This window comes from Alteromonas gilva, assembly GCF_028595265.1.
GTDB classification, from domain to species: domain Bacteria; phylum Pseudomonadota; class Gammaproteobacteria; order Enterobacterales; family Alteromonadaceae; genus Alteromonas; species Alteromonas gilva.
The window spans coordinates 2,392,631-2,406,984 of the sequence record NZ_JAQQXP010000001.1 but is presented as its reverse complement, the minus strand read 5'-3'; the positions used below and the strand labels follow the sequence as shown (position 1 = coordinate 2,406,984).

The 14,354-nt window shown below is 48.7% G+C and carries 15 protein-coding genes; 6 read left to right on the top strand and 9 right to left on the bottom strand.

Annotated features, from left to right (window positions below; genetic code table 11):
- Positions 1-63 precede the first annotated feature (63 nt).
- The 3 genes from OIK42_RS10550 to cysK form a co-directional block, all read right to left on the bottom strand.
- Entirely contained in the window at positions 64-1,341 is a 1,278-nt protein-coding gene (locus OIK42_RS10550; RefSeq protein WP_273640360.1) for an O-acetylhomoserine aminocarboxypropyltransferase/cysteine synthase family protein, read from the bottom strand.
- Positions 1,342-1,471: 130 nt separating this feature from the next.
- Positions 1,472-1,927: a hypothetical protein gene (locus OIK42_RS10545; RefSeq protein ID WP_273640358.1), complete on the bottom strand. Its 456-nt coding sequence runs from the start codon at positions 1,925-1,927 to the stop codon at positions 1,472-1,474.
- A 126-nt stretch (positions 1,928-2,053) separates the two neighbouring features.
- The gene (gene cysK / locus OIK42_RS10540) at positions 2,054-3,019 is read right to left on the bottom strand and encodes a cysteine synthase A (RefSeq protein WP_273640357.1); all 966 of its coding nucleotides are present in this window, start codon (positions 3,017-3,019) and stop codon (positions 2,054-2,056) included.
- 178 nt (positions 3,020-3,197) lie between these two features.
- On the opposite strand from cysK, the gene OIK42_RS10535 reads away from it, so the two are divergent.
- Positions 3,198-4,034 (top strand): AAA family ATPase, encoded by an 837-nt coding sequence (locus OIK42_RS10535; protein WP_273640356.1) that lies wholly within the window; start codon positions 3,198-3,200, stop codon positions 4,032-4,034.
- Entirely contained in the window at positions 4,034-5,212 is a 1,179-nt protein-coding gene (locus OIK42_RS10530; protein WP_273640355.1) for a vWA domain-containing protein, read from the top strand. The genes OIK42_RS10535 and OIK42_RS10530 overlap by 1 nt, the downstream gene beginning before the upstream one ends.
- A gap of 170 nt (positions 5,213-5,382) precedes the next feature.
- Here the strand turns inward: OIK42_RS10530 and OIK42_RS10525 are convergent, their stop codons facing one another.
- The 3 genes from OIK42_RS10525 to OIK42_RS10515 all read right to left on the bottom strand — a co-directional run bounded on the left by OIK42_RS10525 (position 5,383) and on the right by OIK42_RS10515 (position 7,402).
- The gene (locus OIK42_RS10525; RefSeq protein ID WP_273640353.1) at positions 5,383-5,913 is read right to left on the bottom strand and encodes a hypothetical protein; all 531 of its coding nucleotides are present in this window, start codon (positions 5,911-5,913) and stop codon (positions 5,383-5,385) included.
- A 155-nt stretch (positions 5,914-6,068) separates the two neighbouring features.
- The gene (locus tag OIK42_RS10520) at positions 6,069-6,593 is read right to left on the bottom strand and encodes an exosortase/archaeosortase family protein (protein ID WP_273640352.1); all 525 of its coding nucleotides are present in this window, start codon (positions 6,591-6,593) and stop codon (positions 6,069-6,071) included.
- Positions 6,594-6,604: 11 nt separating this feature from the next.
- Positions 6,605-7,402 (bottom strand): hypothetical protein, encoded by a 798-nt coding sequence (locus tag OIK42_RS10515; protein ID WP_273640350.1) that lies wholly within the window; start codon positions 7,400-7,402, stop codon positions 6,605-6,607.
- A 490-nt stretch (positions 7,403-7,892) separates the two neighbouring features.
- Here OIK42_RS10515 and OIK42_RS10510 point away from each other — a divergent pair, with 490 nt between their 5' ends.
- The 4 genes from OIK42_RS10510 to OIK42_RS10495 all read left to right on the top strand — a co-directional run bounded on the left by OIK42_RS10510 (position 7,893) and on the right by OIK42_RS10495 (position 10,976).
- Entirely contained in the window at positions 7,893-8,258 is a 366-nt protein-coding gene (locus OIK42_RS10510; RefSeq protein ID WP_273640348.1) for a hypothetical protein, read from the top strand.
- Positions 8,259-8,408: 150 nt separating this feature from the next.
- Complete coding sequence (locus OIK42_RS10505) at positions 8,409-9,584, top strand: RDD family protein (protein ID WP_273640347.1); 1,176 nt, start codon at positions 8,409-8,411, stop codon at positions 9,582-9,584.
- The gene (locus OIK42_RS10500; RefSeq protein ID WP_273640346.1) at positions 9,581-10,165 is read left to right on the top strand and encodes a nucleotidyltransferase family protein; all 585 of its coding nucleotides are present in this window, start codon (positions 9,581-9,583) and stop codon (positions 10,163-10,165) included. The genes OIK42_RS10505 and OIK42_RS10500 overlap by 4 nt, the downstream gene beginning before the upstream one ends.
- 31 nt (positions 10,166-10,196) lie before the next feature.
- A complete protein-coding gene (locus OIK42_RS10495; protein ID WP_273640344.1) occupies positions 10,197-10,976 on the top strand; it encodes a rhomboid family intramembrane serine protease in 780 nt (259 codons plus the stop codon).
- Here the strand turns inward: OIK42_RS10495 and OIK42_RS10490 are convergent.
- From OIK42_RS10490 to moeA, 3 genes are all read right to left on the bottom strand, one after another.
- Positions 10,946-11,548, bottom strand: a complete 603-nt coding sequence (locus OIK42_RS10490; protein ID WP_273640343.1) for a methyltransferase family protein — start codon at positions 11,546-11,548, stop codon at positions 10,946-10,948. The genes OIK42_RS10495 and OIK42_RS10490 overlap by 31 nt on opposite strands.
- A gap of 74 nt (positions 11,549-11,622) precedes the next feature.
- Positions 11,623-13,005 (bottom strand): MATE family efflux transporter, encoded by a 1,383-nt coding sequence (locus OIK42_RS10485; RefSeq protein WP_273640341.1) that lies wholly within the window; start codon positions 13,003-13,005, stop codon positions 11,623-11,625.
- Positions 13,006-13,010: 5 nt separating this feature from the next.
- A complete protein-coding gene (moeA, locus tag OIK42_RS10480) occupies positions 13,011-14,246 on the bottom strand; it encodes a molybdopterin molybdotransferase MoeA (protein WP_273640340.1) in 1,236 nt (411 codons plus the stop codon).
- Between the last annotated feature and the right edge of the window lie 108 nt (positions 14,247-14,354).

The following is a 14,354-nucleotide window of genomic DNA, read 5'->3' as shown; positions in this document are numbered from 1 at the left end:
TGCTTTAAGTATAAGCCGCATGACAGGCGTCATGCGGCTTCTTATTTTTGCGCTTGTGGTCGCTTAGACGCTAACCTTATTCAGGGCTTGTTCTACGTCGGCGATAATATCGTCTATGTTTTCTATCCCTACCGAGATCCGCACCAGATCGGCACTCACGCCGGCACTGGCAAGCTCCTGCTCGTTTAGCTGTCGGTGAGTTGTTGTGGCCGGGTGACACGCTAAGGATTTTGCATCGCCAATATTGACGAGGCGCAATATCATTTCTAACGCATCAATAAATTGCGCGCCGGCCTCACGACCGCCTTTAATGCCAAAGCTTAAAATACCCGAGGCTTTTCCACCGGTAATCTTTTGGCAGGTTTCACGGTAGGGGCTATCTGCTAAACCGGCATAATTCACCCAGTTGATCTTATCGTGATTAACCAGGTAGTCGGCGAGCTTTTCGGCATTTTCGCAGTGACGTTCCATGCGCAGGCACAAGGTTTCAAGGCCCTGCAGAATCTGAAAAGCATTCATGGGACTAATTGCGGCGCCTGTGTTGCGCAAAGGAACAACCCGGCAACGCCCGATAAACGCGGCAGGGCCGAGTGCTTCGGTGTATACAACACCGTGATAAGACGGATCAGGTTCATTGAGAATGGCAAAGCGGTCTTTATTCGCCACCCAGTCAAACTTACCACTGTCGACGATAATTCCGCCCACACTGGTGCCATGGCCGCCGATATACTTGGTCAGGCTGTGAACAACAATGTCGGCGCCGAGCTCAAACGGACGGCATAATACCGGCGTGGCAACCGTGTTATCGACGATTAAAGGCACACCGTGTTTATGGGCAATGTCGGCCAGCTTTTGGATATCGACCACGTTACCTGCGGGGTTACCAATTGACTCACAAAATACCGCTTTGGTGTTTTCGTTGATGGCCTGATCAAAGCCGTCATAATCGTCGTGAGACACCATTTTTACTTCAATACCCTGTTTAGGCAGGGAATGAGCAAATAAATTATAGGTGCCACCGTACAACTGGCTGGTGCTGACGATGTTACTACCGACTTCACAAATGGCCTGAATAGCATAAGTGATTGCCGCCATCCCCGAGGCCAGGGCTAACGCGCCGATGCCGCCTTCCATTGCCGCTACCCGCTGTTCAAGTACATCGGTAGTGGGATTCATGATCCGGGTATAAATGTTACCGGGCACTTTCAGATCAAACAGATCGGCGCCATGTTGCGTATTATCAAATGTGTATGACGTGGTTTGATAAATGGGCACTGCAGCGGCTTTGGTGGTTGCTTCTGATGTGTACCCGTGGTGAAGAGCTATCGATTCTAATTTCATACGCGTGTCCTTGTAAAATAACGCGGCACATGATGAATTATGCGGCAATCTTGTGCAACATTTAATTTACATTCAATAGGATGTATTACTTGCCTGCGTAGGCTGCACAATACTGGCGAAGTGGCTGAAATTATAAAAAGGGATCTGCCTGAACGTTATCAACTTTCCAAATACCATCAACCTTTTTCAGATCAAGGGTACGCAAATCTTCTACCGTATCGCCATTGTACTGGCCTGAGAAAAACAGCGTGATAACGGCGACTTCGGCAAATTCGGTACGGCCAATGGATTGGCCTGACTGGGGGGTGACTTCGACGGTGTCATACTTAAGATTAAACAGGTGGCGCTGGATATTGTTTTGTGTGTGATAACGTTGTAACACACGTGCCATTCGTTCTGTGCTGAGGTCCACTGCGCGGTCAATAGTGTCATCCACGTAAATGCCCCGAATAAACATCACCGCCGTGTATTCAGGGGTGTTTTCTTCCAACATGCCGTAGCGACCAATGCCTTCTTCTTTCTCGCATCCGCTAATCAATAGCAATAAAAAGATGATGAAAACATACGACGTCAGACGTGAAAACATAATAATTACCTCAGTGAACATACCCCTAACTGTACCGTCAGGTTTATCTTTTGGCAATCGACAAAAATAAAAACGGGGCGCTAAATAACGCCCCGTTTTGTTGTGCTATCAATAACTAAGCAGCAATTACTGTACTTCTTCCTGGTCGTCAAATGCGCCTGCAAACAGCGGGCTTGACAGATAACGCTCAGTGCCGCTGGCTAATAACACGACAACAATTTTGTCTTTGTTTTCTGGACGTTCGGCAAATCGCTTGGCGGCAACAACGGCAGCCCCAGAAGAAATACCGGCCAGAATGCCTTCTTCTTTCATCAGGCGATGGGCCATTTCCATGCACTCTTCGTTGGACACCTGTTCCACTTCATCCACCAGATCAAGATCCAAATTGCCCGGAATAAAGCCCGCGCCGATACCCTGAATTTTATGGGGACCGGGGGTTAACTCCTGACCAGCTTTGGCCTGGGTAATCACCGGCGAATCAGTGGGTTCAACCGCAATAGAGGTAATGGCTTTGCCCTGAGTGTTTTTGATGTAGCGGCTGACACCGGTGATGGTACCGCCGGTACCTACACCCGCGACAAAGGCATCGATTTTACCGTCGGTTGCCTGCCAGATTTCAGGTCCTGTGGTCTTTTCGTGAATCGCCGGGTTAGCCGGGTTTTCAAATTGTTGTAGCAAGACGTATTTGTCCGGATCAGAATCGACAATCTCTTGTGCCGCCGCGACAGCCCCTTTCATACCTTTAGGCGCTTCGGTCAACACCAGGTTAGCACCCAGTGCCTTAAGCAGCTTGCGACGTTCCAGACTCATGCTCGATGGCATGGTCAGGGTCAGTTTGTAGCCGCGTGAGGCAGCGACAAACGCCAGGGCAATACCCGTATTACCACTGGTCGGTTCAACAATCTCTTTTCCTTCGGTCAGTACACCGCGCTTCTCCGCATCCCAAATCATGTTCGCACCGATACGACACTTAACGCTGAAGCTTGGGTTACGGGATTCCATTTTGGCGTACACATTACCGCCGGTAACGCGATTCAGCTTGACCAGCGGGGTGTTGCCGATAGCGAGGGAGTTATCGTTAAATACTTGCATGATTATTCCTTTTGTTTTTTTAGGCTCCTGGGCGCTAAGCACAGGCTTATGCTTTGCGAGCGGTATAACCGGAGCATATTTACTTACCCTTATATCATTGTTATTAAGCTATAAAATGCAAAGTGATTTTTGCTATATGTTATGGTTATTTTAACGATTAATTGTATTGAGGAATTTCATGGCTTTTCAAGGCACTCAAAAATACATTGCCAGTGCTGACCTGCAGCTCGCGGTGAATGCCGCTATTACGCTGGAGCGTCCACTGTTAATTAAAGGCGAGCCGGGAACGGGCAAAACCCTGCTGGCCGAGGAACTGGCAAGCAGCTTAAATGTTGAGCTCATTCAATGGCATATTAAATCCACCACCAAAGCACAGCAGGGGCTCTACGAATATGACGCGGTATCGCGCCTGAGAGACTCTCAGCTAGGTGATGAGCGGGTACATGATATTGGCAACTACATTGTCAAAGGTAAGCTCTGGGAAGCGTTTGAGGCCGAGCAACGCCCTGTGCTATTAATCGATGAAATTGATAAAGCCGACATCGAGTTCCCCAATGATCTGCTGCTCGAATTAGATAAAATGGAGTTTTACGTGTATGAAACGCAGCAGCGGGTTAAAGCGCAAAACCGGCCAATTATCATTATCACGTCGAACAATGAGAAAGAGTTACCGGATGCCTTTTTGCGACGCTGCTTTTTTCACTACATTAAATTTCCAACGCCGGATGAAATGCGTGAGGTGGTGGCAGTGCACTTTCCGGATATCAAAAAGCGCTTGCTGGAAGCGGCGCTAGAAGCCTTCTTTAATGTGCGCGATGTGCCCGGGCTAAAAAAGAAACCGTCGACCTCAGAACTCATTGACTGGCTCAAGTTGCTGGTGGCAGAAGATATTCCCGCCGAAGCGTTACAGGATAAAGACGGCAAATCCAGCATTCCGCCACTGTATGGGGCATTACTTAAAAACGAACAGGATATTCACCTGTTTGAAAAGCTGGTCTTTATGGCGCGCCGCTGATGCTGGTTGATTTTTTCTTTACCCTGCGCCGGTACGGCGTTAAAACCAGCCTCAGAGAGCTTTTGGATTTACTCAGTGCACTGCAAAAAGAGGTTATCTTTGCCGATACCCAGTCATTTTATCATCTGGCCCGGATCATACTGGTCAAAGACGAGTCCCAGTTTGACAAGTTTGATCGCGCATTTGCCAGCTATTTTGAAGGCGTAGAGTCGATAGAGCTGTTTGGTGACGACATTCCTGAAGACTGGTTGCGCAAAGAGTTTGAAAAACGACTTTCGGCAAAGGAGCGTGAGCAGCTGCGTCGCGAGGGCGGGCTGGACGAGTTAATGAAAACGCTCCGTGAGCGTCTCAATGAACAAAAAGAACGCCATGCCGGCGGCAATAAATGGGTAGGCACCGGTGGTACCAGCCCGTTTGGTGCCTATGGTGACAACCCCGAAGGGGTGCGTATTGGACAGGATGGCAATCGCCGCTTCTCGGCGGCTAAAGTGTGGGATAAGCGCGAGTTTAAAAATCTCGACAGTGATGCCGAATTGGGTACGCGTAACCTTAAAATGGCGCTGCGTAAGCTGCGTGAGTTTGCCCGTGGCGGTGCCAGCGAAGAACTGGATATTTCATCGACCATTTCCCACACCGCCAAACAGGGCGGTCTGTTGGATATTCACATGCGTCCTGAACGGCATAATGCAGTAAAGGTGCTGATGTTTTTCGATATTGGCGGCTCCATGGATAGTTATATACAAGGTGTTGAAGAGCTATTCTCTGCTGTGCATGCTGAGTTTAAGTACCTGGATTACTACTATTTTCACAACTGTGTGTATGAATCGGTGTGGCAGGATAATGCCCGGCGCGACACCGAAAGGGTGAATGTATGGGATGTGATTCACCGCTATGGACCAGATTGCAAAGTGATTTTTGTTGGCGATGCCACCATGGGTCCCTACGAAATTGCCTATCCGGGCGGCAGTGTTGAACATTGGAATGAAGAATCCGGGGCAACCTGGATGCAACGCATTACCAATCACTTTAGTCATTGTATCTGGCTGAATCCGCAACCTGAGCATTACTGGCCGTATTATCAGTCGATAGCACTGATTAACGAACTGATGGAAAAACGGATGTTCCCGTTAACGCTGGATGGCCTGGCCGGCGGCATCAAGGCATTACAAAAGAAATGAGCCGCTACCGATTATCTTATCTGCCTGTGATTTGAGTTTATTCCCTGGGACATAAAATTATGTTGGTATGGGCCGACCGGCTTAGCATTGTTGGATAAATAAAGTATGAGATAACTAAACCTGTCGGGTTACCATGCCTGGATAAAGTTAGGAACGCGACTGGGGAAGGGTTATTCTGATAAATGCATTGTCTCTGGTGAGCCTTTTACGCGTTTGACGTTTAGCAGCCTTCGTGCACACAGAAATACCGGTAGGATAAATGTGGCAATCACACCGCTAAAATCAGCGACTACTTTCGCAATAGCACTTAGCGGTGGGGGAAAAGAAACCGGTGATATAACTATACCGTCAGCGTTTTGCAGCAACATCCCCGCGCCAGACGGTGAGATAAGCGTTATTTTATAAAAAAGTAAACACACTATTGCAATGACAATACCCGCGAGAACCCAAACGAAATTACTCAATACATTCTTCAACCCTGCTACTGGTAGTGAGCGAAATGTCAGGTATTCCAGTAAGGCATAAACTGGTACTCCGATGGTTAAACTCAGCAGAGTAGGTAACTTAGCGGCAGTAACACGCTCTAACTTAATTTCAGGGTAATAATTGCCCAAAATATAGGTTTGCTTGGGCGAAAATACGTGGCTGGTAAGTTGCAGGGAGGTTGATGATGGAGACTCTGCTAAAAGTAATAATTGCAAATCCGGAATTACCTCAAGTAATACATTTGCGAATGAGAGTACCAGGGGCTTAAACAAATAGAGTTCAGCGTAATACCAGGCAGCAATAACAAGAGTAAATACGCTGCAAAAGACAATTAGAGATTTAATGTTATTAAACAAAAGCGCTACCAGGCTTAATTTTTTTGCGTTGAGGGTAAATTGCGCACATGAACAATCTTGTAAAAGAGCGCAGCTGTTACCAGGCTGAACACTACAGGCCACATCTTTTCATGAATAATGTCGAAAGTAGTGTGATCGAAATACCTGGCATAAACGAGTGACAATATTCTCAGTACGTTAAGTGCTTGTATGACCAAAAAAGCCCCGATAGCAAGGGGCAGTGCTTTAATGTGTTTCTTTTTAAAGGTTAGCACGCCAGTGATTAGCACCAGTGAAAAAATCAGAGCACCGCATGCCGGCGTAATGTCAATACCATGGGCATAGTCCTCAACATAGAGTATGGAGTGTTCGCGAACAAGCCTGCTGTCAAAAACACTGCCTAATCCAAAGGCGAGTTTCGCCAAAAGAAGACAAAACCAGTCCACCGTACTTTTAAGGGCTTGCGATTTTAATATAATAAGGCCAACTACCAGATAAAAAAGATAGCTCCACTGTGCAGCGCTATCAAACCGGAAGTTGGCCGTTTCGTATGATTTCAACTAGTTGTCTCTTACCATTCAATTACAGAACTGGAGCTTGATGGGGCTACGTCTACGTTAATGGCTTTACCGGCAATATCGTTGAGATCTATGCCGTTGTAATTAGCATCAATAGATGAAGACGCGGCAGTGACAACCGTAAAGGCCTGGTCGGCATCGATGGTTGAATCGGCAACAGCGGTAACATCAAATGTTGCCGAGTAACCATTCCCTGCATTCAGGGTTACAGTGCCTAGAGAGACTGTTGCTTCACTACCCGCAATACTTATATCCACAGAAACATCATTGGCAGGTAAACTCGTTGTTGAAAGCGTGACTGTTTGCGAGCTACCTTCATTAAGGTAGAAGGCAGTACCACTTGCCGGGTTCATTAGTATTGTAGTGGAGGCTTCAATATTGATGTTAGTCACAGTCACGTCACCCGGCGATGATGGTGCGCCGTTAAAAGAGGTTGTGCCACCCGAAGCGGTAGTTGGATGGGTAATGGTATACATAACATCACCATCGTTACCGTCACCTGACGCCCCAGGCGAAATAGTGACGGTTTGCGGTGTATCCCAGTTTGCATCGGTAAAATTAAGTGCACCGCTTACTGTGCCCTCTGTTACATCGCCGCTCGTTGGTGTTACCGTAACCGTTTCACCCGTGCTCGGCGCCTGATCCAATACAACCTGGTAAGTGATAGCGGTGCCATCTTCGTTTGTATAAAGTGTTGTAGGCTCAATGTTAACCTGTATGGCCGCATGGACGATTTGGCTGGTGAAAATTGTGCCAACTGTAAGAGCCAATAAACCCGTTTTAAACTTCAAAATAGTATTCCTTCTTCGCTTTGTTAAGTGTTAATTGCCGTGCTTATCGCTACACAGTCATCATTTTACTATTATGCCTTGTAAGGATAGTGTTAATTTCGAGAAAAGGTTAAATTTTATGATATGGTTTTTTGGGTTTATTAGAACAAAATATTGATTATATTGGCGAATTAGAGCTTTTTTAAGACTGCTAATGTAAAAACACGAATGATTTACAAAAACAAATCGCTACTGTTAATATCAAAAAATCAAATTACAAAGCTTCAAGTTAATGAAACAGTTAAGGCTCTATAGGTTTTTGAGCTGGCTTACTCGGCTGTGAATGCCTACGCTAATATCGGGTTATGAGTCAGCGATGTCCATACTGATGGGAATGCGGGTGGTCAGGCTTTGACGAGCATTGTGACGATGATAACAATAACCTCCCCAAGTTTCCGGGAGTTCGACGCGCGCTTTTATCAGTGTCGATGCTGACGACGAAATGCGTGCTATGGCAGCAAACTTCAATATACCCACCGCAGAGCTCATCTGTCGTGGCGATGGTAACACGCAAATTGTCAGTAATTTTGCTGCGCTTCTCAATGCCGATGTAACGCCGTTGGATAATAGTGTTACTGACGGGCCTGTGGATGTCTTTACAGGTTCTAACGGTGAGGGAGCTGTCACGCTAGAGACCTGTGCGGGCTGGACAAGATCCACTGCTGCGACAGCTGGTCAAGTTGGCGCTGGTAATCTAACAAACTCTTCCTTTATTAACGACGGTATTACACAGTGCGGTTTATCGAGGCCAACCTACTGCTTTATCTACGCGACTGCTGTGCCTGCGGCAAGCAGTAGTGTTATTGAGTGGGAATAGCTGCCAGGCCAGCCTTGTTACGGTTCACCAGGCGTGCTTGCGCGCCTGCATGCGTTAGCGCTGTTTTTTCATCCGGTATTGCGGTATAACGATACGGTCAATAGGTCGCCTCTAATCGATTGTGAACTGATGTAACAAGGATGAAATACCATGCCAGGTGTAGCCACTACTTCTCAACCAGACGCTGCTGAAACCGAAACACTCACGAGCAAAGAAACCCGTGAGCGGGTCACCCCTTATGCATTTGGCGTTGCCGATGAGTTGTTGGGCCAGCCTCTGGCCTCGCCATGGCGCCGATTATTCGCGCAATGTATCGATGTGAGTATCGTGGTTCTGCTGAGTACGGCGCACGCGCTTATTTTAGCGGTGTTTGTTGCTGTAACGTTTTTTCGGGCAGGTAAGCATCTTGCTGATAGCCATAAAAAGCGCGGCTTTGCGCGCAAGTCATTGCGCTTTACCGGTGCTTTACTGCTGTTTTTTGTTACCTACACGATAGTTGATTCGAGTCATTTTGACAGCGATAGTGAACCGCTGGGTGATAAACCGCAATATATTACGGCCGGTCTCCAGGTTGCGCAAAAATATGCCTGGCAAAGCTGTAATGGTGATATGGATTGTTACGAAGAAGTCGCCAGCGGTTTTGCCAAGGCGTTTGCAGATACTGAAATGACCGCTGAAGAGGCTACACAAAAGTTTCAATCGTTTCTGGACGACGAAGGGTTAACCGCCGGGCAGTCTGAGTATTTACTCGATATATATACAACCACCCTGGCTGCAAACATGCCGGTGACAGAGTCGCAGGAGCAACCATCATCGCGTACCGCACCGAACATTGAGGAAAGTGTTACCAATCCCCCTGAGCCAGCAATCAAAATAGGCCTGGGTAGTGAGAATGATACCAGCCGATCGCAGAGCCTGATTAGCTGGGTACAAGGCATTATCAGCGATCTCGGACTTGGGTTTGGCTGGGCGGCATTGTATTACAGCGTATTAAGCGCCTGGTGGGGCGGCCATACCATTGGTAAAAAACTGCTGCGGGTTAAAGTGGTAAAACTAGACGGCACTTTGCCCAATTTGTGGGAAAGCTTTGGCCGATATGGGGGCTACACCGCAGGTTTTGCTACCGGTTTACTGGGCTTTTTACAGATATTCTGGGATCCAAACCGGCAAACCATTCAGGATAAGATAGCCGAAACACTGGTGCTTTACCGTCCGGTAGGGTCAACGCCCATTGCACAGCTCATTAATCATGAGGAGTCTGATACAACAGCAGAGCAGGCTTTGGCTGCAACAGTTGCTGTGCCAGACAGGTTACCCAAAAATTGAGCACCATTCGGGTTGCACTTATGGCCGCAGGGCGGGCCAGTCGCTACGGCAGTTGCAAGCTCACCGCGCTGCATCCCGTCAGCAAGCTGCCACTGATTTGCCACGTTATCGAACAATACCAGCTGGCCGGTCTGAACGACATTGTGGTGCTTACGGGGTATTGGCATAAAACCGTTATAAACGCGCTGCCTGCGCAGGTAGAGGTAAGCAGGGTGCCCGACTGGCAATTGGGGCTGTCGGCCAGCGTCAGCCACGCTACGACATTGTTAGCGCCTTACCATACTGGCTTGCTCATTGGTCTGGGCGATCAGGCTGGTGTGCACTCGTCGCTGTTGAATGCGCTCAACCATCAATTTACGCTGCAAGGTAAAATTACCGCCTGTTGCGAGGCTGAGCGCGTAGCGCCGCCGGTGATTTTTCCCCGTCATGAGGTAGCACTGCTGCAACAACTCAGCGGTGACGAAGGCGCTGGCAAACATTTGCGTCGTTTGCTGAAGACGTATCCAAACCGTATTCATTGTGTAGCCACAGAGCCTGTTATTGATATCGATACACCGCAAGACTGGCATAAATTGAATTGAAATTTGCGCTGTCCAGCCCAATATCTGCTAAATGAAAATTGAAAAATCCCCTTATGAGTTGTCTTCGGCAGTGTTGCCGGTTGTTATAGCCGTTGCGCTGTTGTGGGTTATTCAGTCTGCTGGTGTGTTATTCGACCTGCCGTTGAATACCCTTGGCGTTATCCCCCGGGAATGGGCCCGTTTATATGGGGTAGCGACATCGGCGTTAGTGCATGGCTCTTATGAACACTTATTTAATAACACCTTACCGCTGGTGGTATTAGGCGCTATGGTGCGCTATGGCTATCCTAACTCACGCGGCAAAGTACTGTTAATGGTATGGCTGGTATCCGGCGCTGGTGTCTGGTTGTTTGGGCGAGAATCGGTGCACCTTGGTGCCAGTGGCATCAGCCATGGTTTGTTCTTTTTTCTGTTTATTGTAAGTTTGTTGAGAAAAGACCGGCGCTCCGCCGCACTGATGATGATTGCGTTCTTAATGTATGGGGGCATGATCATGACTATCTTTCCCCGCGATCCGGGGATCTCATTTGAAGCCCACTTTTTTGGTGCCGTGGGCGGGGTAGCGTCGGCACTACTATTTTGGCGGCGCGATCCAAAGCATGCCGATAAACGCTATGCCTGGCAAGATGAAGAACTTAACGATACTGAGGACCCTGTTATCGGCGACTTATGGAAACAGGCGCCTTATCCGGAGGCGACATCTTTTGAGGGGCCTGCGCCCGGCGATGGTGAGTCATTCAGCCAAAACTCCGGTGAGCGACGCCCTCACGGTCAGCAGGATCAGAGCCAGCGCGGCACCAGCGAACGGTAATCCACATAGCGTTTATGATAACGGTTTAACAGATATTGCTCTTCAAGCAGGGTTTGTTTACGTAATGCAAACAGACCGACCAGCAAACAAGTTAAACTAAACAGACTCGGCAGCGCAAGAAAAAAGCCCATCTGCGCAACGCCTACGCCTATATAACCCGGGTTGCGGCTAATATTATACAGGCCTGTTTTTATAAGGCTGTGGTTGTCATTTTGCACGATACCACTGCGCCACTGATCGCCCAGCGAAAAGTTTGCCGCAATGGCAATGATGAATCCCAAAACCAGAAACATCGCGCCAGACCACATCAACTGAGGGATCATCAGTGCTGTAAAAGGCACCAGATAATCAAAGGCCGCAGGGCTAAACACCAGCCACACGCACACCAGCCAAATAGCGGCTCTGAACAGGCGAAACGTCAGGTGATTCCACCAATGGCAGCTATAAGTCGGGCCCATCGTTGTGACAGGTTGATAGCGCCGTTTTTTATAAAGAATTAACCCCGTATAAAAAAGGGCGACAAAGGTAAAAAATGCTGCCAAAAATACACGCAGCATATTAAGGTCGTTCATAATACACTCCCTTTGTTACATGCCACTATGATCGCTAATTTAAGCAAATGATGCAAATCGACCGCAAAATGTGGTTATGCCCGCGACATAAAGCGCGGGGAGTTTTCGAGGCGTTTTTGAACAACGTACAATCGCCAGCCAAGCATAATAGCTGCGCTGGTAAGGCCAGCGATTATACCCATCCAGAAGCCACTTGCTGCTAATGGAGCGGGCGTTACCCAGTCAGTTGTACCCAGTATAACGCCCACAGGTAAACCGATGAGCCAGTAAGCGCAAAATGTGATGTAGAACATAGCGGTCGTATCTTTATAGCCACGCAGGGCATTGGCCGAAATCACCTGTATTGCATCTGAAAACTGAAACAACGCGGCAAAAATTAACAGTTGAGATGAAATAGCAAACACGGCTTCGTTACTGGTGTAGAGCGAAATTATCAGTCCCTTTGCCAGCAGCGTAAACGACGCCGTCATCACCGATACCAGGGTGCCAATGATTAGCGCACTTTTTACAGCCACTCTGGCCTGGCGAATGCGGTACTGACCGATGCGGAAACTCACCCTGATCGCGATCGCCATACCCATGCTTAAAGGAAACATAAACATCAGTGCCGAAAAGTTAAGGGCTATTTGGTGAGCCGCAACGATGTTTGCCCCAAAAGGGGCCAGTAACAAGGCGACAACGGCGAACAGAGTCACTTCGAACAGCACTGTCATTGCGATGGGTAGCCCCAGGCGAAAGGTATACACGATGGTCGAAAAATGCGGTATATGCCAGTGACTGAATAAATGATAGCGGCGTAAACGCGGTGCATAGCTGACATAGATGAGCGTAACAACGGCCATGGCAACAAACACCAGTGCGGTTGCAATACCACAACCCGCGCCGCCCATAGCGGGTATACCCCAGCCGCCGTAAACAAACAAAAAGTTACCGCCGATATTCACAAGCAGGCCAATCACCGTGATGATCATGCTGGGTTTAGTGTGGCCCAGTGCTTCACAATAATTGCGCGACCACTGATAGACAGCAAAGGCCGGGAAGGCTAAAAATACGTAGCTGACATAATCGGTTGTGATGTCTGCCAGGGCTTTTTCCATGGGAAAAATCGCCACGATAGGGGCAGCAAAAAATGCCCCGATAAAAGGGATAATACTGACCAACAGCAGTAAATAACCGGCTTGTTGCGTGGCATTAGCCACATCATCATGGCTTTTGGCGCCATGTAACCGGGCTATTAAAGGCGGTATTGCTAAGGCGATACCCTGAATAAAGCTCATGATTGGAATAGTAATACTAAATCCCAGTGCCACCGCTGCCATGTCCAGTGCACTGTAGCGTCCGGCGATAATGGTGTCACTGACGCCCATCAGCATCTGTGTAATTTGCGCAATTAACAGGGGCCAGGCGAGGCGAATTAAGCGACGACTTTCCAGTGCCGTTCGTGGCGATATTATCATTGCTGTCAGACCATTGACGTTACAGAGAAAGGTTGAATGTCGACGAACTCGCCGGCATTGAGCGTGGCCGTATCGGCCGGGATCAGCATATAACAGTTGGCGCGGGTAAAACTGGTCATCACGCCTGAACTCTGATTAGCCAGCGGCGTTACGCTCAAAGTGCCGTCTGCGTTCTGCGTAAATACTGCGCGTTGAAAGTCGAGCCGGCCGGCCCGGCGCTGTATATCCTGAGTAATACGTGCCTGTAACGTTAAGCGGTGCGCATTACCTACGTTGCTTTCCCCCTGGCTGTAACGCAGCAGCGGTACCACTAACTGTTCGGTTGTAACATAAGCCGATACCGGGTTGCCGGGTAAACCGCAAAATAACGCATTGCCCAATTGGCCAAACGCAAAGGGTTTACCGGGTTTAATGGCAATTTTCCAGAACCCGATACTGCCGAGTTCATCCAGCACTGGTTTAACAAAGTCGGCATCACCCACAGAGACACCGCCACTAGATATAATAATATCGCATTCGAGCTGGGCACGTTTAAGCAGGGCTTTCAGTGTTTCGGGCTCATCCGGGGCGATGCCGTAGTCTTTAATACGAACGTTTAATGGCGCCAGCAGTGCCGCTATGCCAGACCGGTTAGACTCGTAGATTTGCCCCGCCTGAAGTGGCGTACCCGGTGCCACTAATTCATCGCCGGTAGCCAGTAAACCAATATTAAGTTGCTGATATACCTCAATGTGGGTGTTGCCCATGGAACTCAACAGCATTAAATCGGCCGGCGTAAGACGTTTGCCGCGCGCCAGTATGAGACTACCTTGTGCTATGTCATTACCGGTCTGGCGAATATTATCCAGTGGCGATACATCGGAGTGTAAGGTGATAGTGTCCGCGTCGCGCCGGACATTTTCCTGTATTACCACGGCATCACAGTCGGCAGGTACTGGCGCCCCGGTCATTATGCGCACGCATTGCCCTTCTGCCACGGCAGGATTGTGGCTGTCACCGGCCAGCACGGTGGCCGTTACAGCAAGGCGGGCGCCGGACTTACCATCAGCGCTACGCAGCGCATAGCCATCCATCGCTGAGTTATTGCAGGGGGGGACGTTAACCTGTGCATAGATATCTGTGGCGGTGACCCTGCCCAGGGCGCTGCCAAGCGCCAGTGTTTCTTTTTTATCGGTGAGTTTTGCCGCTGACAGCATAGTGTGTAATGCGTCAGATAATGAAAGCCAGGAAGAATTTGCCATACCAGTAACACAGATCATAAATTTGCGCGGAGTATAGCATTTATCACGTCGGTTTTTACATGGCTTAGTTTACGACGGTGCCGCTTTACGGGGTGCGACAGCGCTGGC